At 55.6% G+C, this 21,839-nt stretch carries 17 protein-coding genes; 11 read left to right on the forward strand and 6 right to left on the reverse strand.

Annotated elements, in window-relative coordinates:
• The first annotated feature begins 37 nt into the window (after positions 1–37).
• Complete coding sequence (locus ACQG11_RS17720) at positions 38–487, forward strand: hypothetical protein (RefSeq protein WP_045309092.1); 450 nt, start codon at positions 38–40, stop codon at positions 485–487.
• Between the two features lie 71 nt (positions 488–558).
• On the opposite strand, the gene infA is transcribed toward ACQG11_RS17720, so the two are convergent.
• The 5 genes from infA to trxB all read right to left on the reverse strand — a co-directional run bounded on the left by infA (position 559) and on the right by trxB (position 6,382).
• Positions 559–777, reverse strand: coding sequence for a translation initiation factor IF-1 (gene infA / locus ACQG11_RS17725; RefSeq protein WP_002211347.1), 219 nt, complete (start codon positions 775–777; stop codon positions 559–561).
• A 284-nt stretch (positions 778–1,061) separates the two neighbouring features.
• Positions 1,062–1,766, reverse strand: coding sequence for a leucyl/phenylalanyl-tRNA--protein transferase (gene aat / locus ACQG11_RS17730; RefSeq protein WP_023299713.1), 705 nt, complete (start codon positions 1,764–1,766; stop codon positions 1,062–1,064).
• 45 nt (positions 1,767–1,811) lie between these two features.
• A complete protein-coding gene (cydC, locus tag ACQG11_RS17735; protein WP_337257742.1) occupies positions 1,812–3,533 on the reverse strand; it encodes a heme ABC transporter ATP-binding protein/permease CydC in 1,722 nt (573 codons plus the stop codon).
• Positions 3,533–5,299 carry a heme ABC transporter permease/ATP-binding protein CydD gene (gene cydD / locus ACQG11_RS17740; RefSeq protein WP_058676867.1) on the reverse strand — a complete coding sequence of 589 codons (1,767 nt, stop codon included), beginning with the start codon at positions 5,297–5,299 and terminating at the stop codon, positions 3,533–3,535. Before cydD ends, cydC begins: the two co-directional genes overlap by 1 nt.
• Before the next feature lie 114 nt (positions 5,300–5,413).
• Entirely contained in the window at positions 5,414–6,382 is a 969-nt protein-coding gene (gene trxB, locus ACQG11_RS17745; protein WP_022647616.1) for a thioredoxin-disulfide reductase, read from the reverse strand.
• 543 nt (positions 6,383–6,925) lie between these two features.
• Between trxB and lrp the strand changes: the two genes are divergently transcribed.
• From lrp to ACQG11_RS17795, 10 genes are all read left to right on the forward strand, one after another.
• Positions 6,926–7,420: a leucine-responsive transcriptional regulator Lrp gene (gene lrp, locus ACQG11_RS17750; RefSeq protein ID WP_000228469.1), complete on the forward strand. Its 495-nt coding sequence runs from the start codon at positions 6,926–6,928 to the stop codon at positions 7,418–7,420.
• A 135-nt stretch (positions 7,421–7,555) separates the two neighbouring features.
• The gene (locus ACQG11_RS17755) at positions 7,556–11,239 is read left to right on the forward strand and encodes a DNA translocase FtsK 4TM domain-containing protein (protein ID WP_395036126.1); all 3,684 of its coding nucleotides are present in this window, start codon (positions 7,556–7,558) and stop codon (positions 11,237–11,239) included.
• A gap of 127 nt (positions 11,240–11,366) precedes the next feature.
• Entirely contained in the window at positions 11,367–11,981 is a 615-nt protein-coding gene (gene lolA / locus ACQG11_RS17760) for an outer membrane lipoprotein chaperone LolA (RefSeq protein WP_022647618.1), read from the forward strand.
• A gap of 9 nt (positions 11,982–11,990) precedes the next feature.
• On the forward strand, positions 11,991–13,334 hold the full coding sequence (rarA, locus tag ACQG11_RS17765; RefSeq protein ID WP_063853952.1) for a replication-associated recombination protein RarA: 1,344 nt from the start codon (positions 11,991–11,993) through the stop codon (positions 13,332–13,334).
• A gap of 92 nt (positions 13,335–13,426) precedes the next feature.
• Complete coding sequence (serS, locus tag ACQG11_RS17770) at positions 13,427–14,719, forward strand: serine--tRNA ligase (RefSeq protein ID WP_003858266.1); 1,293 nt, start codon at positions 13,427–13,429, stop codon at positions 14,717–14,719.
• Between the two features lie 211 nt (positions 14,720–14,930).
• Entirely contained in the window at positions 14,931–17,375 is a 2,445-nt protein-coding gene (gene dmsA / locus ACQG11_RS17775; RefSeq protein WP_023299718.1) for a dimethylsulfoxide reductase subunit A, read from the forward strand.
• A gap of 10 nt (positions 17,376–17,385) precedes the next feature.
• On the forward strand, positions 17,386–18,003 hold the full coding sequence (locus ACQG11_RS17780) for a DMSO/selenate family reductase complex B subunit (RefSeq protein ID WP_426728637.1): 618 nt from the start codon (positions 17,386–17,388) through the stop codon (positions 18,001–18,003).
• A gap of 1 nt (position 18,004) precedes the next feature.
• On the forward strand, positions 18,005–18,868 hold the full coding sequence (locus ACQG11_RS17785) for a dimethyl sulfoxide reductase anchor subunit family protein (RefSeq protein ID WP_023299719.1): 864 nt from the start codon (positions 18,005–18,007) through the stop codon (positions 18,866–18,868).
• Between the two features lie 274 nt (positions 18,869–19,142).
• Entirely contained in the window at positions 19,143–20,291 is a 1,149-nt protein-coding gene (locus tag ACQG11_RS17790) for an MFS transporter (RefSeq protein WP_426728638.1), read from the forward strand.
• 123 nt (positions 20,292–20,414) lie between these two features.
• Complete coding sequence (locus ACQG11_RS17795; protein WP_032624534.1) at positions 20,415–20,936, forward strand: anti-virulence regulator CigR family protein; 522 nt, start codon at positions 20,415–20,417, stop codon at positions 20,934–20,936.
• Between the two features lie 36 nt (positions 20,937–20,972).
• Here ACQG11_RS17795 and pflA read toward each other — a convergent pair whose 3' ends face one another.
• Positions 20,973–21,713 carry a pyruvate formate lyase 1-activating protein gene (pflA, locus tag ACQG11_RS17800; protein WP_003858250.1) on the reverse strand — a complete coding sequence of 247 codons (741 nt, stop codon included), beginning with the start codon at positions 21,711–21,713 and terminating at the stop codon, positions 20,973–20,975.
• Between the last annotated feature and the right edge of the window lie 126 nt (positions 21,714–21,839).

The following is a 21,839-nucleotide window of genomic DNA, read 5'->3' on the forward strand; positions in this document are numbered from 1 at the left end:
TGTGCACAGACAATCTTGCGTGCATAAAGGATTACATATGACTAATATTAATAGCTTCGCCCAGCTCTACACCGAACTCTCCCTCAACCCCGATCTCCCAACCCTGGCCGAGCGCTGCAAGCTGCTCACCGAAATCCTTCTCGACTGCAAATCTCTCCCGCAAACGCAGCCCGTTTGCCGCTGTCTCGGAGCTTATCTGGAAGAGGTAAAATCCGGCCTCACAGAATCCATGCGTGATTTTCAGGTGGTGGAATTTGAGGACGAAGCGGAACAGCCGCGACAAAAAGAGTGGTTGCTGGAAGATACAGAAACGAAATGTGACTACTGCCGGGCGTTAAACCACGTGCTGCTGGTTTCGCATTTTGACCGCGATATGTTGCCGCACCTGACGGGACTGTTGCATGACATTACCCACGCGATAGCTGAAGATTTAATCGTACCCATGAACCCGTGCATGACAATACATCTGCCGACACAGCCACACTAAGGCCATAAATAAAAAAGGCCGGGATTGTCCCGACCTTTTAAATATTCATCTGCCATTACAGGCGAAAACAATTAGCGACTACGGAAGACAATGCGGCCTTTGCTCAGGTCGTACGGGGTCAGTTCAACAGTCACTTTGTCGCCCGTCAAAATGCGGATATAGTTTTTGCGCATTTTACCGGAGATGTGCGCAGTTACCACGTGACCGTTTTCCAGTTCTACGCGAAACATGGTATTAGGCAACGTATCAAGTACGGTACCCTGCATTTCAATATTGTCTTCTTTGGCCATCTAATCCTCTGGGGTATCACTACCAAGTTTTGAACCGGCAAGATAATGCCGAAATTCATCAATTAAGTAAAGAATTGCGCGTTTAAAACGCAGCAAAACAATTTCAGCGTATTGCCCAAGCGTCACGGTACAACCGAACGGAAAGCGCATTCGTAAAGGGGATACGACAGGATAAACGTCAGGACGTTATCTGAAGCGAGGGTCCCAAACGGCGGCGGGGCAACAGGCAGAAGCTACTCTGCGGCGTAATTATAACACCCTCATAAAAAATATGCGGAAAACATTTAGGCATTGGGCATAAAGAGCATTCTGGGAACCCAAAAATCGCGCGGAAGAGTCTCCTGTCGGCACTGTTCAAGGTGTTCGATATAGCGTCGGCGGGAAATTTCAACCGCGCCGAGCGAGGCGGTGTGCTCATTCAGCACCTGACAATCCATCAGTTGTCCGCCGCGTTGGGCAAATTCCTGGCTAAAAACCAGCAGCGCGGTTTTCGACGCATTCGTGGCGCGGGAGAACATCGACTCGCCGCAGAAAAGCGTGCCCTGCGCCACGCCGTACATCCCCCCAACGAGGTCATCATCTTTCCATACTTCGATGGAATGCGCGTAGCCCAGCTCATGAAGCTGGTGGTAGGCGATAATGATGTCGCGGGTTATCCAGGTGCCTTCATGACGATCTTCAGCGCAGCCTTCGATAACCTGCCCGAAGGCGTGATTGAGCGTGACGCGATAGGGCGAATTTGCGTGAAAACGCTTCATGCTGCGGCTCAGGTGAAACTGCCCGGGCCACAGCACGGCTCGCGGGTCCGGAGACCACCATAAAATCGGGTCGCCGGGAGAAAACCACGGGAAGATGCCGCGCTGGTAAGCCATTAAGAGACGCGCCGGGCTGAGATCGCCGCCCAAAGCCAGCAATCCGTTAGGTTCACGCAGCGCCCCCTCCGGAGAAGGGAACGCAATATTATGGCGAGAAAGCTGCACCAGGCGCATGACAACAGAACTCCAGTACGCGAGAGAGGACGCTACAAATATAGTCTACAGGCGCTGTTTAAACTGGTAGTAGCGACCCTGTTTTGCCAGCAGCTCTGCGTGATTACCTTGCTCAATTATGTGTCCGTTGTCCATCACAATTATTCGATCGAAATTCACCAGCCCGCGCAGGCGGTGAGTGACCATCAGCACGGTTTTGCCTTTCATCACCTTTGTCAGTAAATCAAGAATTTGACTCTCGGTTGTCGCATCCAGACCTTCTGTCGGTTCATCCAGCAACATCAGCGGAGCATCGTGCAGCAAGGCGCGCGCGATGGCCAGACGACGCAGTTCGCCGCCGGAAAGCTGTCGGCCCCCTTCACCCAGCCAGCTGTTCAACCCGTCGTCCTCAAGCAGCTTGTACAGCCCAACCTGTTCCAGCATCGCCCGCAGCGTATCGTCAGAGGCGTCCGGTGCCGCCAGAAGAAGATTATCGCGCAGCGTAGCGCTGAACAGGTGCACACGCTGGGGCACGACGCTGACGGTTTTACGCAAGGCCGCTTCGCTATAATCAGACAGCGGAAGGTCGTTAAACCGAATCTCGCCCTGCTGCGGGTCCCAGGCGCGCGTGAGGAGTTGCAGAAGCGTCGATTTGCCACATCCCGTACGGCCAAGGATCGCAATGCGCTGCCCGGCATCAACAGAAAGGCTGATGTCTTCCAGCGCGTTTTGCGCCTGCTTGTCGTAGGCGAAGGTGACGTTGCTGAGCGTCAGCGCGACCTGCTCCGGCACAGCGGTTTGACCCGCGCTGAACTTCACTTCCGGCTCCTGCTCTGCAATATCCGTAATGCGCAGCGCAGAGGCAATCACCTGGCCGAGATGCTGAAAGGCGCCGGTGACCGGGGCTAAGGCTTCGAAGGCTGCCAGGGCACAGAAAACAAACAGCGCAATCAGCGGGCCAGGCTGCGGGTTACCGCCCACGCCACCGGAGGCCATCCAGAGCATGGCGATAACGGCAAACCCACCGATTAACATCATCAGCGCCTGAGAAAACGCGGTCAGTTCAGACTGGCGACGCTGGGCTTCATGCCAGTTCAGTTCCGTATTTTCCATACGGGTGCGGTAGCGCTTGCTGGCACCAAAAATGGTGAGCTCGGCCTGACCCTGCAACCAGGAGGTGAGCTGCTGGCGGTATTCCCCGCGCAGACGCGTCAGGTTTTCCCCGGTGGTTTTACCTGCACGATAAAACAGGGGCGGCAGAATGATCAGCGTCATCAGCATGATGCCGCCGAGCGTCAGTGCGATGGGAACATCCAGGAAACTCAACCCCAGCGTGACCACGACAATCACCACAAACGCGCCCACCATGGGCGAGATGACGCGCAGATAGAGGTGATCCAGCGTATCCACATCCGCAACTACGCGGTTGAGTAATTCGCCCTGCCGAAAACGTGCCAGCCCGGCAGGGGAGAGGGGCAGCAATTTGCTGAACGTATAAATACGCAGGTGTTGCAGCACGCGGAAGGTCGCGTCGTGGCTGACCAGGCGTTCGAAGTAGCGCCCGGCAGTTCGCGTAATCGCCGTGCCGCGCACCCCGGCGGCAGGCAGCATGTAGTTAAAGCTGTATAGCCCGGCAAAGCCTGCGGCCGCAGACGCGGAGAGGAACCAGCCAGAAAGCGTAAGCAGGCCAATGCTGGCGAGCAGAGTGATAATCGCCAGTACGATCCCGAGCGTCAGCATCCATTTGTGGCGTTTATACAAAGCAAGATAGGGAAGCAGGGCGCGCATCAGATATCCTCCTGACGGTTCGCCAGCAGGGTCGCAAAGGGCCCCTGCGCGGCAACAAGCGCGGCGTAATCGCCTTGCTCAACAATGTGTCCGTTTTCCATCACCCAGATCTGATCCCAGTCGGCAATACCTTCCAGCTGGTGGGTCACCATCAGGGTAGTTTGCTGGCGTGAGGCTGCGTTAAGCGCATCCATCACGCGCTGCTCGCTGTGAGCGTCCAGGCTGGCGGCGGGTTCGTCCAGCAGCATTAACGAACAGGGGTTCAGCAGCGCACGGGCAACCGCGACGCGCTGTGCCTGGCCCACTGACAGCCCGGCAGACTGATCGCCAATGAGGGTATCGACACCCTGCGCAAGCAGCGGCAAAAACTCGCTGACCCAGGCGCGGTCGAGGACCGATTGCAGCTCATCGTCACGTGCATCCGGCCTTGCCAGCAGCACATTCTCGCGCAGCGTCGGGGCAGGCAGCTGAGGGTTTTGACCCACCCAGCTTAGCTGTTTACGCCAGGCATCAGGATCGAGCTCGCGCAGCTCCGTTTTGTTGATACGCAGCGATCCGGTGTACGCCATAAAACCTGACAGCGCATTCAACAATGAGCTTTTACCTGAACCGCTGGTGCCCACCAGCACCACACGTTGCCCGGCGGGCAGGGTAAAGTTCAGCGGACCTGCCAGCACTTTGCCTTCAGGCGACAGAACAGAAAAATCCTGTGCTTCAATGGTCACCGGATCGTTCGTATTCAGCGTCACTTCACCACGCTCAGGATGCGCCAGCGGCGTTTCCATGAAGGTTTTCAGGCTGTCGGCAGCGCCAACCGCCTGCGCTTTAGCATGGTAAAAGGTGCCGAGATCGCGAAGCGGCTGGAAAAATTCCGGGGCCAGGATCAGCGCCAGGAACCCGGCGGAAAGCGTGACCGCCGTACCGTAGTGGCCAAAGTCCAGCGCGCCGAGGTAGGAGAAGCCAAAGTAAACCGCCACCAGCGCAATCGACAGGGAGGTGAAGAACTCGAGCACGCCGGAAGAAAGGAAGGCCATGCGCAACACTTCCATGGTGCGCTGACGAAAATCCTGCGACGCCAGGCGAATGTTTTCGGTCTCCGCTTCACCGCGACCAAAGATCCGCAGGGTTTCCATACCGCGCAGACGGTCCAGGAAATGGCCGCTTAACCGGCCCAGCGCCAGGAAGTTGCGACGGTTGGCATCTGCCGCGCCCATGCCGACCATCGCCATAAACAGCGGGATGAGCGGGGCGGTCCCCATCAGGATCAGAGCCGCTACCCAGTTAACAGGGAAGATGGCGATAACAATCATCAGAGGCACAAACACTGCCAGCGCCATCTGTGGAAGATAACGCGCATAGTAATCGTGCATATCGTCGATTTGCTCAAGGATCAGCGTCGCCCAGCTACCGGCCGGTTTGCCCTGGATCCACGCAGGCCCGGCTTCCGAAAGCCGGTCGAGCACTTTGCGGCGGATCTCATAGCGGATGTGCTGGCCGGCATGGAACCCAACCCGTTCTCGCAGCCAGACCACCCACGCACGCAGGACGAAAACCAGCACCAGAACGATAAACGGCAGCAGCAGCGCTTCGCGCGGGATGCTCTCCATGATCATATGATTGAGAATGCGGGCCAGCAGCCATGCCTGGGCAACAATCAACAGACCGCTGATAAATCCCAGAACGCGGGAAATCATAAGCCAGCGGCGGGACAGAACGCTTTGCTGTTTCAGCCAGCGCGTTAACTCTTGTTGACGGGTTTTTTCCATTGCGTACTTTGCAGGTGACGTTATAAGAAATTAGACATCTGCATGTTACACGTGAGCAAAAATAAAGGCGACCAGTGGCCGCCTTTATTTACGTTTGTTACTGACTTGTAAAGATTATTTACCTTGTTCTGCCAGTCCGTCCAGATAGCGTTCTGCGTCCAGCGCGGCCATACAGCCGGTGCCCGCAGAGGTGATCGCCTGACGATAAATATGGTCCATCACGTCGCCAGCCGCGAAGACGCCTGGGATGCTGGTCTGCGTGGCATTGCCGTGAATGCCAGACTGCACTTTGATGTAGCCGTTCTCCAGCTCAAGTTGGCCTTCGAAAATGGCCGTGTTCGGGCTGTGACCGATTGCCACAAACAGGCCTGCCACCTCCAGCGTTTCGACGGTGTCGGTGTTCTGCGTATCACGAATTCGCAGACCCGCCACACCCATCTGATCGCCGGTCACTTCTTCCAGCGTACGGTTGGTATGCAGCACAATGTTGCCGCTCGCCACTTTATCCATCAGGCGTTTGATCAGGATCTTCTCGGCGCGGAAGGTGTCGCGACGGTGGATCAGGTGTACTTCTGAGGCGATGTTCGCCAGATACAACGCTTCTTCCACAGCGGTGTTGCCGCCGCCGATCACCGCAACTTTCTGGTTGCGATAGAAGAAACCGTCGCAGGTCGCGCAGGCTGATACGCCGCGCCCTTTGAATGCTTCTTCAGACGGCAGACCGAGATAACGGGCAGAGGCACCGGTAGCGATGATCAGCGCATCGCAGGTGTATTCACCGCTGTCGCCGGTCAGACGGAACGGACGGTTCTGCAAATCCACTTTATTAATGTGGTCGAACAGGATTTCGGTTTCGAATTTAGCAGCATGCTCGTGCATGCGCTCCATCAGCAGCGGCCCGGTCAGGTCGTTCGGGTCGCCCGGCCAGTTTTCCACTTCCGTGGTGGTGGTCAGCTGACCGCCTTTTTCCATCCCGGTAATCAGTACCGGTTGCAGGTTAGCGCGTGCAGCATAGACCGCTGCGGTATATCCCGCAGGTCCAGAACCAAGGATTAGCAGCTTACTGTGTTTGGTCGTGCCCATGAGATCCCCATTGTTGTTGGCAGGCAATGGGCTGGATTGTAGGGAATTTGTTGCCGTAAAAAAAGAGCACGACAGTTTTGCTTCCGATATATGCAATAGTCACGCCCTATGGATCAGATACGGTCATATCACGTCTGCTACTGAAAATCGCGCGTTTATAAGGCAATAAAATGATGATTAATACCCCCCCGTAATGAATATCCGGCATCTTGTACTAAAAATCGATGTTTTGCTTTGACAATCCCCTGCGCTTTTGCGAAAACATTCAAGGAAGAAAAAAAGACGCATGAACTGCATGCCGAATAGACATGCACGTAAATGCCATTTTTACCGGGTCAGTGAAATCTACGCATGGTGTGGACAGACGCCATACGTGATGTCTGTGACTGCTTTCGGGCAACGGTCTTCTTACCGCAGAACCCGAATCCACATCGCGTCTAATACATAACCAGGCGATGTGATGAATAACGGGTGCAGGCTCTGAACAGTGATGTGCACAGGGTCCAGGCAGGAGTAGGGAAGGAATACAGAGAGACAATAATAATGGTAGATAGCAAGAAGCGCCCTGGCAAAGATCTCGACCGTATCGATCGTAACATTCTTAATGAATTGCAAAAGGATGGGCGTATTTCCAACGTCGAGCTTTCAAAACGTGTGGGACTTTCCCCGACGCCGTGCCTTGAGCGTGTGCGTCGACTGGAAAGACAGGGTTTTATCCAGGGCTATACGGCTCTGCTAAACCCGCATTATCTGGATGCCTCACTTCTGGTATTTGTTGAGATTACTCTGAATCGTGGTGCGCCGGATGTGTTTGAGCAATTTAACGCCGCTGTACAAAAACTTGAAGAAATTCAAGAGTGTCATCTGGTTTCCGGTGATTTTGACTACCTGTTAAAAACCCGTGTGCCTGATATGTCCGCCTACCGTAAGCTGCTGGGTGAAACCCTGCTGCGTCTGCCAGGCGTGAACGACACCCGTACTTATGTGGTGATGGAAGAGGTCAAACAGAGCAATCGTCTGGTTATTAAGACGCGCTAACACGGAACAGGTGCAAAATCAGTGTAGTTTGATTACACTCCTGTTAATCCATACAGCAACAGTGCCGGGGATACCCGGCGCTGTTGTCCGTTTTAGCACACAGGCAGGACATGCCTGATACCTGGAGAGCCTTTCTTGAGCCAGGAATACACTGAAGACAAAGAAGTCACATTATCTAAGCTAAGCAGCGGACGTCGTCTCCTCGAGGCGTTACTGATTGTTATTGCCCTTTTTGCCGTCTGGCTGATGGCCGCCTTACTCAGTTTCAACCCCTCAGATCCCAGCTGGTCGCAAACCGCATGGCATGAGCCTATTCATAACTTAGGTGGCGTTCCCGGTGCCTGGCTTGCGGACACGCTCTTTTTCATTTTCGGAGTGATGGCTTATACCCTTCCCGTCATCATTATTGGCGGATGCTGGTTTGCCTGGCGTCATCGACAGAACGACGACTACATCGATTATTTTGCCGTTTCGCTGCGCCTGATTGGCGCCCTGGCGCTGATCCTCACCTCCTGTGGGCTGGCGGCGATCAACGCCGATGATATCTGGTACTTCGCCTCCGGCGGGGTGATCGGCAGCCTGTTGAGCTCCGCGCTGCAACCGATGCTTCATAGCAGCGGCGGCACGCTGGCGCTGCTCTGTATCTGGGCGGCGGGCCTGACGCTGTTTACCGGCTGGTCCTGGGTGAGCATTGCTGAGAAGATCGGCAGCTTTATTCTGACGCTGCTGACGTTCGCCAGCAACCGTACCCGTCGTGACGATACGTGGGTCGATGAAGACGAGTATGAAGATGAGTACGAAGAGGAAGACGAGGCGCCTGTACAGCGGCGTGAATCTCGCCGCGCGCGTATTCTGCGCGGTGCTCTGGCGCGCCGCCAGCGCGTCGCTGAAAAATTTGCTAACCCGTTAGGCCGTAAAACGGATGCCGCGCTGTTCTCCGGCAAACGTATGGATGAAGACGAGCAGATTGAGTATCGCGGTGCGGCCGTCGACCCTGATGACGTACTGTTCTCTGGCCATCGAGCCACGCCGGGAGAGTATGACGAATACGATCCGCTGCTGAATGGCCACTCCGTGACTGAACCGGTAGCCGCTGCTGCTGCCGCAACGACGGCTGCTCAGGCCCATGTTGCGCCTGTTGAAGCCGTGATGCCGTCCTCGCCTGTTCCGGCACCGGAGTCCGCGATCCAGCAACCGCAGGTAGACTGGCAGACTGCGCCAGGCGTCCATACGCCTGAACCGACCATTGCGCCTGAGCCTGAAAGTTATATTCCTGTGCAGCAGGAACAGTGGCAGCAACCGTATCAGCCGCCTGAGCCTGCCAGCGTGCCGCAACAACCGTATCAGGCTTATACGCCCGAACCCGCTGTACCTGAACAGCCATACGTTGCACCGGTGTCTGAACCCGAAGTGGTGGAGGAAGCGAAGCCATCCCGTCCGCCATTATACTATTTTGAAGAAGTGGAAGAGCGCCGCGCCCGTGAGCGCGAGCAGCTTGCCGCCTGGTATCAGCCCGTGCCCGAGCCGGTGCAGGAGCCTGTTGCAAAAGCGCCTTCGGTCAGCGTTCCACCTGTAGAACCTACGCCAGCCGTTGCGTCGGGTGCAGAAGCCGTGAAGCAGGCAACGGCAGCAGCTGCCGCGTCCGCTCCGCTATTCAGCCCGGCAACCGACAGCGCCCCGCGTCCTCAGGTGAAAGAGGGCATTGGTCCACAGCTGCCGCGCCCTAACCGCGTGCGCGTACCGACTCGCCGGGAGCTGGCCTCTTATGGCATTAAATTGCCTTCCCAGCGTATGGCGGAAGAAAAAGCCCGTGAGTCCGACTACGAAGATGATGCCGACGAACTGCATCAGGATGAGCTGGCGCGTCAGTTTGCTGCCCAGCAGAATCAGCGTTACGGCGAAGAGTATCAGCATGACGTGCCTTCACAGCATCACGTGCCTTCACAGCAGGACGACGATGATGCGGCCGAAGCGGAGCTGGCGCGCCAGTTTGCAGCAACGCAGCAGCAGCGTTATTCCGGTGAGCAACCTTCGGGGGCAAACCCGTTCTCGCTGTCGGATTTCGAATTCTCACCAATGAAAGATCTGGTGGATGATGGCCCAAGCGAACCGCTGTTCACGCCGAGCGTAATGCCGGAAGCGGAGCCGGTGCGTCAGCCGCCTGCACCACAGGCTTACGGGCAGCCGCAACAGCCGGCGCCGCAGGCGTATGCGCAGCCGCAGACACCTTCTCAACCGCCTCAGCCACAGTTCCAGCAGCCAGCACCACAGCCGCAGGAGAGCCTGATTCACCCGCTGCTGATGCGTAACGGAGACAGCCGACCGCTGCAACGACCAAGTACGCCGCTGCCGTCGCTGGATCTGTTAACGCCACCGCCAGCGGAAGTCGAGCCGGTGGATACCTTTGCCCTTGAGCAGATGGCCCGTCTGGTGGAAGCGCGTCTGGCTGACTTCCGCATTAAAGCGGACGTGGTGAACTACTCACCGGGCCCGGTGATCACCCGTTTCGAACTGAACCTGGCACCGGGCGTAAAAGCGGCGCGTATTTCTAACCTCTCCCGCGACCTGGCGCGTTCTCTGTCCACCGTGGCGGTACGCGTGGTGGAAGTGATCCCAGGCAAGCCTTACGTTGGCCTTGAGCTGCCAAACAAGAAACGCCAGACCGTTTATCTGCGTGAAGTTCTGGATAACACCAAATTCCGCGACAACCCGTCCCCGCTGACCGTGGTGTTGGGTAAAGATATCGCCGGCGATCCGGTGGTTGCCGATCTCGCGAAGATGCCGCACCTGCTGGTTGCGGGTACAACAGGCTCGGGTAAATCGGTCGGTGTGAACGCCATGATCCTCAGTATGCTCTACAAAGCGCAGCCTGAAGACGTGCGTTTCATCATGATCGACCCAAAAATGCTCGAACTGTCCGTCTACGAAGGCATTCCGCATCTGTTAACGGAAGTGGTTACCGACATGAAGGACGCCGCCAACGCATTACGCTGGAGCGTCAATGAAATGGAGCGTCGCTACAAGCTGATGTCGGCGCTGGGTGTGCGTAACCTGGCCGGTTATAACGAGAAAATCGCCGAGGCGGCGCGTATGGGCCGTCCGATTCCGGACCCATACTGGAAGCCGGGTGACAGCATGGATGCCCAGCATCCGGTGCTGGAAAAACTGCCTTACATCGTGGTGCTGGTGGATGAATTTGCCGACCTGATGATGACCGTTGGCAAGAAAGTGGAAGAGCTGATTGCGCGTCTGGCACAGAAAGCGCGTGCGGCGGGCATCCACCTGGTACTGGCAACGCAGCGTCCGTCCGTGGATGTAATCACCGGTCTTATTAAGGCAAACATCCCGACCCGTATCGCGTTTACCGTGTCGAGTAAAATTGACTCCCGTACTATCCTTGACCAGGGCGGAGCAGAGTCGCTGCTGGGGATGGGTGATATGCTCTATTCCGGGCCGAACTCCACCTCGCCGGTGCGTGTTCACGGTGCGTTTGTTCGCGACCAGGAAGTGCACGCGGTTGTGCAAGACTGGAAAGCGCGCGGGCGACCGCAATATGTTGACGGCATCACCTCTGACAGCGAAAACGAAGGTGGCGGCGGTGGTTTTGACGGCGGCGAAGAGCTGGATCCGTTATTCGACCAGGCGGTTAATTTCGTCACCGAAAAACGCAAAGCGTCCATATCCGGCGTGCAGCGCCAGTTCCGTATCGGTTACAACCGCGCGGCGCGTATCATTGAGCAGATGGAAGCCCAGGGCATCGTGAGCGAACAGGGGCACAACGGTAACCGTGAGGTGCTGGCGCCACCGCCTTTTGAGTAATCTTCAGCGATTGCAAAGAAGGGTAAATCAGCAAAAATTAAGCATATTCTTCTGTCGCCTGCCTTCGGGCAGGTACAGAATAGAAACGGAACCCCCATATCGGGAAGACGTATTTTAAGGAATAACAATGAAAAAAATCGCCATCGCCTGTGCATTACTCTCCAGTTTTGTTGCCAGCAGCGTCTGGGCTGATGCAGCCAGCGACCTTAAAAGCCGACTGGATAAAGTGAGCAGTTTCCACGCCAGCTTCACGCAAAAAGTGACTGACGGCAGCGGCAACGCGGTGCAGGAAGGCCAGGGAGATTTGTGGGTGAAACGCCCAAATCTGTTCAACTGGCACATGACCCAGCCAGATGAAAGCGTTCTGGTGTCTGACGGTAAAACCCTGTGGTTCTACAATCCGTTTGTTGAGCAGGCGACCGCCACCTGGCTAAAAGACGCGACCAGCAATACGCCGTTTATGCTCATTGCCCGTAACCAGTCCAGCGACTGGCAGCAGTACAACATCAAACAAAACGGTGATGAGTTCGTCCTTACGCCAAAAGGCAGCAACGGTAATCTGAAGCAGTTCACCATTAACGTGAGCAGCAACGGTACCATCAATCAGTTCGGCGCGGTTGAGCAGGACGATCAGCGCAGCAGCTATCAGTTGAAGTCTCAGCAAAACGGCGCCATTGATGCATCGAAATTCACCTTTACCCCGCCGCAGGGCGTAACGGTGGACGACCAACGCAATAAGTAAGAGGCATGAGTGAGCAACCTGTCGCTCGATTTTTCAGATAATGCGTTTCAACCTCTGGCCGCCCGTATGCGGCCAGAAAATTTAGCGCAGTACATCGGTCAGCAACATCTGCTGGCTGCGGGGAAACCCTTGCCGCGCGCTATTGAGGCGGGGCATCTGCACTCCATGATCCTCTGGGGGCCACCCGGCACCGGAAAAACCACGCTCGCTGAAGTGATCGCCCGCTATGCCAACGCGGACGTTGAGCGCATCTCGGCGGTCACGTCGGGGGTGAAAGAGATCCGCGAGGCGATCGAGCGGGCGCGACAAAACCGCAATGCCGGACGTCGCACCATTCTGTTTGTCGACGAAGTTCACCGCTTCAACAAGAGCCAGCAGGACGCCTTTCTGCCGCACATTGAAGACGGTACGATTTTCTTTATCGGCGCCACCACGGAAAACCCGTCGTTTGAACTGAACTCTGCGCTGCTCTCCCGGGCGCGCGTGTATCTGCTTAAATCGCTGACCACGGAAGATATCGAAAAAGTTCTGACGCAGGCGATGGAGGACAACGCGCGTGGTTACGGTGGGCAGGATATCGTTCTGCCGGACGAGACGCGTCTTGCTATCGCCGAACTGGTTAACGGTGATGCCCGTCGTGCGTTGAACACGCTCGAAATGATGGTCGATATGGCCGAAGTGGACGATGCGGGCAAGCGCGTATTAAAGCCTGAACTGCTCACCGAAATTGCCGGTGAGCGTAGCGCGCGCTTCGATAATAAAGGCGATCGTTTTTACGACCTCATCTCTGCATTACATAAGTCCGTGCGCGGCAGCGCTCCGGATGCGGCGCTCTACTGGTACGCGCGTATCATTACCGCCGGTGGCGATCCGTTATATGTCGCGCGTCGCTGCCTGGCGATTGCGTCAGAAGATGTCGGTAATGCCGATCCACGCGCCATGCAGGTCGCTATTTCCGCCTGGGACTGCTTTACCCGCGTCGGGCCTGCGGAGGGCGAGCGTGCCATTGCGCAGGCGATTGTGTATCTGGCTTGCGCACCGAAAAGTAACGCGGTGTATACCGCCTTCAAAGCGGCGATGTCGGATGCACGTGAACGTCCGGACTACGATGTGCCGGTTCATCTGCGCAATGCGCCAACTAAATTGATGAAAGAGATGGGTTACGGGCAGGAGTATCGCTACGCCCATGACGAACCCAACGCCTACGCCGCCGGCGAGGAGTATTTCCCGCAGGAGATGGCACAAACCCGCTATTATCACCCCACAAACAGAGGTCTTGAGGGTAAGATTGGCGAAAAGCTCGCCTGGCTTGCCGGACAGGATCAAAATAGCCCTATAAAACGCTACCGTTAGTTCAATCGTTGCGGTAATGTTGGCAATATATCTCTGTGGCCGCAGGCTGTGGTCACTTTTTCCTCTTTTAATTCGATAAGCACAGGATAAGCATGCTCGATCCCAATCTGCTGCGTAATGAGCCAGACGCAGTCGCTGAAAAACTGGCACGCCGGGGCTTTAAGCTGGATGTAGATAAGCTGCGCGCTCTTGAAGAGCGTCGTAAAGTTTTGCAGGTACAAACAGAAAATCTGCAGGCAGAGCGTAATTCTCGATCGAAATCCATTGGCCAGGCGAAAGCGCGCGGGGAAGATATTGAGCCATTACGCCTGGAAGTGAACAAACTGGGTGAAGAGCTGGATCAGGCGAAAGCTGAACTGGACGTTCTTCAGGCTGAAATTCGTGATATCGCTCTGGCGATCCCGAACATTCCTGACGACAGCGTCCCTGTCGGCAAAGACGAAAACGACAACGTTGAAGTGAAACGCTGGGGTACGCCTCGCGAGTTTGACTTCGAGGTGCGCGATCACGTGACGCTGGGCGAAATGCACGCGGGCCTGGACTTTGCGGCTGCGGTTAAGCTGACCGGTTCTCGCTTCGTGGTAATGAAAGGTCAGATTGCTCACCTGCATCGCGCGCTGGCGCAATTTATGCTGGATCTGCACACCGAGCAGCATGGCTACAGCGAAACCTACGTTCCGTATCTGGTTAACCACGATACGCTGTACGGTACAGGCCAGCTGCCGAAATTTGCCGGCGATCTGTTCCATACCCGTCCGCTGGACGAAGAAGCTGACAGCAGCAACTACGCGCTGATCCCAACCGCGGAAGTGCCGCTGACCAACCTCGTGCGTGATGAGATCATCGACGAAGACGATCTGCCAATCAAACTGACTGCGCACTCTCCATGTTTCCGTTCTGAAGCCGGTTCTTACGGTCGTGATACGCGCGGTCTGATCCGTATGCACCAGTTCGATAAAGTTGAGATGGTGCAGATCGTTCGTCCGGAAGAGTCTATGGACGCGCTGGAAGAGATGACAGGTCACGCAGAGAAAGTGCTGGAGCTGCTGGGGCTGCCATACCGCCGTATGGCGCTGTGCACCGGTGACATGGGCTTCGGCGCCTGCAAAACCTTCGACCTCGAAGTCTGGGTGCCTGCGCAAAACACCTACCGTGAAATCTCCTCTTGCTCTAACGTCTGGGATTTCCAGGCGCGTCGTATGCAGGCGCGTTGCCGCAGCAAGTCCGACAAGAAGACCCGTCTGGTTCATACCCTGAACGGTTCTGGTCTGGCGGTTGGCCGTACGCTGGTTGCCGTGTTGGAGAACTACCAGCAGGCAGATGGTCGTATTGAGATCCCTGAGGTGCTGCGTCCTTACATGAAAGGCCAGCAGTTCATCGGCTAATATTTTGCTGCAAAACAAAAAAGCGCCTCAGGGCGCTTTTTTTATATCTTTGATTTGATACGACGCAATATTCCCTCCCTCTAAAGTAGTAATACTCCTCCGAACGAAAGTTAGCATAAAACACCTGTAACGAAGGAATTCGTTATATATAAAACTACATAGCGGTATGCGCCGCCTCTCTTTTCTTTGTGAGCAACCAAAGTGAGTCTTTATGAAAATCAAAGCGCCTGAAGCGTTAATGGCTGCCGAGGTCACTCGCCGTGGGTTGATGAAAACCACGGCAATAGGTGGTCTGGCGGTTGCCAGCAGCGCCTTTACGCTTCCTTTTACCCGTCTGGCGTCGGCGGCGGAGGCTCTGTCTCCCGCTTCAGCCCCGGAAAAAGTGGTGTGGAGTGCCTGTACCGTTAACTGTGGTAGCCGTTGTCCGCTGCGTATGCATGTTGTGGACGGTGAAATCAAATACGTTGAAACCGACAATACCGGCGATGATAACTACGAAGGGTTACACCAGGTTCGTGCCTGTCTGCGTGGCCGCTCAATGCGCCGTCGCGTTTATAACCCGGATCGTCTGAAATATCCGATGAAGCGTGTCGGTAAGCGTGGGGAAGGGAAGTTCGAGCGCATTAGCTGGGACGAAGCCTACGATATTATCGCGACCAACATGCAGCGCCTGATCAAAGAGTACGGCAACGAATCCATCTACCTGAACTATGGCACCGGGACGCTGGGCGGCACCATGACCCGCTCCTGGCCGCCGGGTAAAACGCTGGTAGCGCGCCTGATGAACTGCTGCGGCGGCTATCTCAATCATTATGGCGACTACTCTTCCGCACAGATTGCCGCGGGCCTGAACTACACCTATGGCGGCTGGGCAGACGGTAACAGCCCGTCGGATATAGAAAACAGCAAGCTGGTGGTATTGTTCGGCAACAACCCGGGCGAAACGCGTATGAGCGGCGGTGGGGTAACCTATTATCTTGAGCAGGCGCGCGCCAAATCCAACGCACGTATGATCATCGTCGATCCGCGCTACACCGATACCGGCGCGGGGCGAGAAGACGAGTGGATCCCTATCCGCCCTGGTACCGATGCGGCGCTGGTCAATGCGCTGGCGTATGTGATGATCACTGAAAACCTCGTCGATCAGCCGTTCCTTGATAAATACTGCGTCGGCTATGACGAGAAGACGCTGCCAGCCAGCGCACCGGCTAACGGGCATTACAAAGCGTATATTCTTGGTCAGGGCAGCGACGGGGTAGCGAAAACCCCTGAGTGGGCATCCACCATCACCGGCATTCCAGTCGAACGTATTGTTCAGCTGGCCCGTGAAATTGGTTCAGCAAAACCGGCTTATATCAGCCAGGGCTGGGGACCGCAGCGTCACGCGAACGGCGAAATTGCCACCCGCGCTATTTCTATGCTCTCGATTCTGACTGGCAACGTCGGCATTCACGGCGGTAATAGCGGGGCGCGTGAAGGCTCGTATGAAGTACCGTTTGAACGTATGCCAACGCTGGATAACCCGGTTCAGACCAGCATCTCCATGTTTATGTGGACGGACGCGATCGAGCGCGGCCCGGAAATGACCGCGCTACGCGACGGTGTTCGGGGCAAAGATAAGCTGGATGTGCCGATCAAAATGATCTGGAACTATGCCGGTAACTGCCTGATCAACCAGCACTCTGAAATCAACCGCACCCACGAAATCTTGCAGGACGACAAGAAGTGCGAAATGATTGTGGTGATCGACTGCCACATGACCTCATCGGCGAAGTATGCCGATATTCTGCTCCCAGACTGCACCGCCTCTGAGCAGATGGATTTCGCGCTGGACGCCTCCTGCGGCAACATGTCCTATGTGATCTTCACAGACCAGGCCATCAAACCGCGCTTCGAGTGCAAAACTATCTATGAGATGACGTCCGAGCTGGCGAAACGCCTTGGCGTTGAGCAGCAGTTCACAGAGGGGCGTACTCAGGAAGAGTGGATGCGCCATCTGCACGAGCTCTCACGCAAAGCCATTCCAGACCTGCCGGACTTCGATACCTTCCGCAAGCAGGGCATGTACAAGCAGCGCGATCCGGAAGGGCATCACGTGGCGTATAAAGCCTTCCGCGACGATCCGCAGGCCAATCCGCTGACCACGCCGTCGGGCAAAATCGAGATCTACTCCGAAGAGCTGGCAAAAATTGCCGCAACGTGGGAATTGCCGGAAGGGGACGTTATCGATCCGCTACCGATCTATACGCCTGGCTTCGAAAACTACAACGATCCGCTGACGGAGAAATTCCCACTTCAGTTAACCGGTTTCCACTACAAAGCGCGTGTTCACTCCACCTACGGCAACGTTGACGTTCTGAAAGCGGCCTGCCGACAGGAGATGTGGATCAACCCGATGGATGCGAAAGCGCGCGGCATCAGTAATGGCGATCGCGTACGTATCTTCAACGGACGTGGCGAAGTGCATATCGAAGCTAAAGTGACTCCGCGCATGATGCCTGGCGTTGTCGCGCTGGGGGAAGGGGCCTGGTATAACCCGGATGCGAACCGTATCGATCAGGCGGGCTGCATCAACGTTCTCACTACGCAGCGTCCATCGCCGCTGGCGAAGGGCAACCCATCCCACACAAACCTCGTTCAGGTTGAAAAGGCGTAAGGAGTAACCGATGACAACCCAGTATGGATTTTTTATTGATTCCAGCCGCTGCACCGGGTGCAAAACCTGCGAGCTGGCCTGCAAGGATTATAAAGACCTGACCCCGGACGTCAGCTTCCGTCGTATTTATGAATACGCGGGCGGCGACTGGCAGGAGGATAACGGCGTCTGGCATCAGAACGTCTTCGCCTATTACCTGTCGATTGCCTGCAACCACTGCGAAGATCCGGCCTGCACCAAGGTCTGCCCGAGCGGGGCAATGCACAAGCGCGACGACGGTTTTGTGGTGGTGGACGAGGATGTCTGCATTGGCTGTCGCTACTGCCACATGGCCTGCCCGTACGGTGCGCCGCAGTATAACGCGGCTAAAGGCCACATGACCAAGTGCGACGGCTGCCACAGCCGCGTGGCGGACGGCAAAAAGCCCATCTACGTCGAGTCCTGCCCGCTGCGCGCGCTGGACTTTGGCCCGATTGAAGAGCTGCGTAAAAAACACGGTCAACTTGCTGCGGTCGCGCCGCTGCCGTCTGCGCACTTCACGAAGCCGAGTATTGTGATTAAACCTAACGCCAACAGCCGTCCGACGGGTGACACCACCGGCTACCTGGCAAACCCGAAGGAGGTGTGAGATGGGAAGTGGATGGCATGAATGGCCGCTTATGATCTTCACGGTCTTTGGGCAGTGTGTTGCAGGCGGGTTTATCGTCCTTGCGCTGGCGCTGTTAAAAGGGAACCTCAATGCTGAACAGCAGCAGCGTTTAGTGTTGAGCATGTTTGGCCTGTGGGTGTTGATGGGGATTGGGTTTATCGCCTCTACGCTGCACCTGGGCTCACCGATGCGCGCGTTTAACTCCCTGAACCGCGTAGGTGCCTCTTCGCTGAGTAACGAGATTGCCAGCGGCGCAATCTTCTTTGCAGTTGGCGGGCTGGGGTGGTTACTGGCAGCGCTGAAAAAGCTGCCGTCAGGGTTACGTGCGTTGTGGCTCATCGTCACCATGGTACTGGGCGTTGTCTTCGTCTGGATGATGGTCCGGGTGTACAACACCATCGATACCGTTCCGACCTGGTACAGCGTCTGGACGCCGATGAGCTTCTTCCTGACCATGTTTATTGGCGGGCCGCTGCTGGGTTATCTGCTTCTGCGTGTAGCTGGCATTAATGGTTGGGCGATGCGCCTGCTGCCCGCGGTCTCGCTGCTGGCACTGGTCATCAGTACCGTTGTAGCGCTTATGCAGGGAGCGGAGCTGGCGACGATTCACAGCTCTATCCAACAGGCTTCGGCGCTGGTACCGGATTACGGTTCTCTGATGGCCTGGCGTGTGGTGCTGCTGACGGCGGCGCTGGTGTGCTGGATTGCCCCTCAGCTTAAAGGTTACGCGCCTGCGCTACCGTTGCTGTCACTGGCCTTTGTGCTGGTGCTGGCAGGGGAGTTAATTGGTCGCGGCGTATTTTACGGTCTGCATATGACGGTCGGTATGGCTGTCGCCAGCTAATTTTAGATTTTGTTATAAAAAGCCGGGACATAGTGCCCGGCTTTTCTTTTTTCATTCATGAAATTTTTCGACTGATGTTTCGTTGTAAAAATTCCCGGAAATAAATAAAAACAAATAGATAATTAATATTGGTAGCAGGCTTTGCATTAGCAGGATGAGTTTTTTAAATCGACAAGGCGCATATCGTGCGTGACGCCTGAATCGGTGGATTGACTTTGTTTTTGCCAGTGGCATGATGCGCACGAAATCTGAACTTCCTCACGGTTTTTAATCCATGACCACCTATACCCGCCCGGTGCTTTTGTTGCTCTGTGGCCTGCTTTTGCTGACCCTGGCGATCGCGGTGTTGAACACACTCGTCCCGCTATGGCTCGCCCATGAAAACTTACCAACCTGGCAGGTGGGTATGGTTAGCTCGTCCTTTTTTACGGGCAATCTGCTGGGTACCTTATTAACGGGCAGCCTTATTAAGCGCTTTGGTTTTAACCGCAGTTATTATCTGGCGTCACTGATCTTTGCCGTCGGATGCGCCGGTTTAGGACTGATGGTCGGCTTCTGGAGCTGGATGGTCTGGCGCTTTATTGCGGGCGTTGGCTGCGCCATGATCTGGGTGGTGGTTGAAAGTGCGCTGATGTGCAGCGGCACGTCCCGTAATCGCGGGCGTCTGCTGGCGGCTTATATGATGGTTTACTACGTCGGTACCGTTCTGGGACAACTGATGGTCAGCAAATTCCCAACCGACCTGATGAGCGTTCTGCCATGGGTAACAGGGATGGTGCTGGCCGCAATTCTGCCGCTGCTCTTTACCCGTATCGTGAACCAGAGCAGTGAGCATCAGGAGGCCACGCACGTCTGGCCGATGCTGAGACTGCGTCAGGCGCGCCTGGGGATAAACGGCTGTATTATTTCCGGGATTGTGCTGGGGTCGCTCTATGGCCTGATGCCGCTCTATCTCAACCATCAGGGCGTCAGCGATTCCGGGATCGGTTTCTGGATGGCGGTGATGGTCAGCGCGGGGATTGTCGGCCAGTGGCCGATTGGCCGCCTGGCGGACCGCTTTGGTCGTCTGCTGGTGCTGCGCGTCCAGGTTTTCGCGGTCATCATGGGCTGTCTCGCCATGCTCAGCAACGCCGCGATGGCGCCTGCGCTGTTCATTCTGGGGGCTGCGGGTTTTACGCTCTATCCGGTCGCGATGGCCTGGGCCTGTGAGAAAGTTGAGCATCACCAGCTGGTGGCGATGAACCAGGCATTGTTGCTGAGTTACACCATCGGCAGTTTACTGGGGCCGACTTTTACCGCTATGCTCATGCAAAATTACTCTGATAATCTGCTGTTTATCATGATCGCCAGCGTATCGTTTATTTATCTGTTAATGCTGCTGCGCAAAGCGGGCGAGCACCCAACGCCAGTGGCACATGCCTGATTAAATAAAAGCCTGTCGATGACAGGCTTTTTTGTCCCTGTCACATATAAGACTTTTACTTATTGTGAGTTTTTACTGCCTGGCGATAATTCAAATGAGTTCTACCACTAAAAGGCAGCAATCATGTCTACTCGTCGTTTTTCCACTACCGCACTTGCCGTAGTGTTGGCTTTAACGTTTGCAACGGCTCCGGCCATGGCTAATCCTGGAAACGGGAATGGCGGTGGTCACGGAAACGGTGGCGGACAAGGTAATAGCGGCAATCATGGTAACGGGAACGCTGGTAACCATGGTAATAAGCACAATAACGGCCAGGATAATCCAGGGAAATCGGATAAGAGCTTTAAAAACAGCAACGATGTTGGTCATGATGTTGACGTCCGCGTGAGCTTCGATCATGCCCGCCATCTGGCACTGAATTACGGCTTAACGGGCTACGACTCCCTGCCTCCGGGTATTGCGAAAAACCTGGCGCGCGGTAAGCCACTGCCTCCGGGCATTGCGAAGAAAACCGTGCCAGCCGATATGCTGGGTCAGCTTCCTTCTTATCCGGGCTATGAATGGCGCGTGGTGGGTGACGACCTGGTCTTAATTGCGCTGAGTACCGCGATTGTGACTTCGGTGATTAACGGCGTCTTTAAATAGAATATAAAAAGGCCCGGTTTTCACCGGGCCTTTTCGTTAATACATGACCTTGTGGCCATACTGCTCAAGAATACCTTTGACGCGCTCCATCGTCTCTTTTTTCGGCGGCTTCACGCCATCGAGCTTGTACTCTTCACCCATTGCCACCCATTTGTGTTTACCCAGCTCGTGATAGGGCAGGAGTTCAATTTTCTCCACGTTACCCATATCCCGGGTAAATTCGCCCAGACGATGTGCAGAATCATCATCATCTGACCAGCCCGGTACCACCACGTAGCGGATCCAGGTCTTGACGCCTTTGTTGGCAATGTATTTGGCAAATTCCAGCGTACGGTGGTTTGAGACGCCAACCAGATTCTGGTGGATCTCATCGTTCATCTGCTTGAGATCGAGCATCACCAGATCGGTCACTTCAAGCAGTTCATCAATAACCGGATCGTAACGGCGCACAAAGCCGTTGGTGTCGAGGCAGGTATGAATACCTTCTTTATGGCAGGCGCGGAACCAGTCGCGCACAAATTCAGCCTGAAGAATAGCTTCACCGCCGGATGCCGTCACGCCACCACCGGACGCGTTCATGAAGTGGCGATAGGTCACCACCTCTTTCATCAGATCCTCAACGGTGACTTCTTTACCGCCATGGGTGTCCCAGGTGTCACGGTTATGGCAGTACAGGCAGCGCATCAGGCAGCCCTGGAAGAAAGTGATAAAGCGGATCCCCGGGCCATCGACGGTGCCACAGGATTCAAAGGAGTGAATGCGACCAATAATTGACATTGCGGTGATATCTCCGAATTTGGCCCATCCGGGGGCCTATGTAGATGCACAGCTCAAAGGCTATGTCGAGTCTGTTTTGGCTGTTATCCATTAAGTATAGATAGCGGACAAAAGAGACTGATGAAG

Origin of the sequence: Enterobacter cloacae complex sp. 372C4 (assembly GCF_050030615.1) — a bacterium.
GTDB classification, from domain to species: Bacteria; Pseudomonadota; Gammaproteobacteria; order Enterobacterales; family Enterobacteriaceae; genus Enterobacter; species Enterobacter intestinihominis.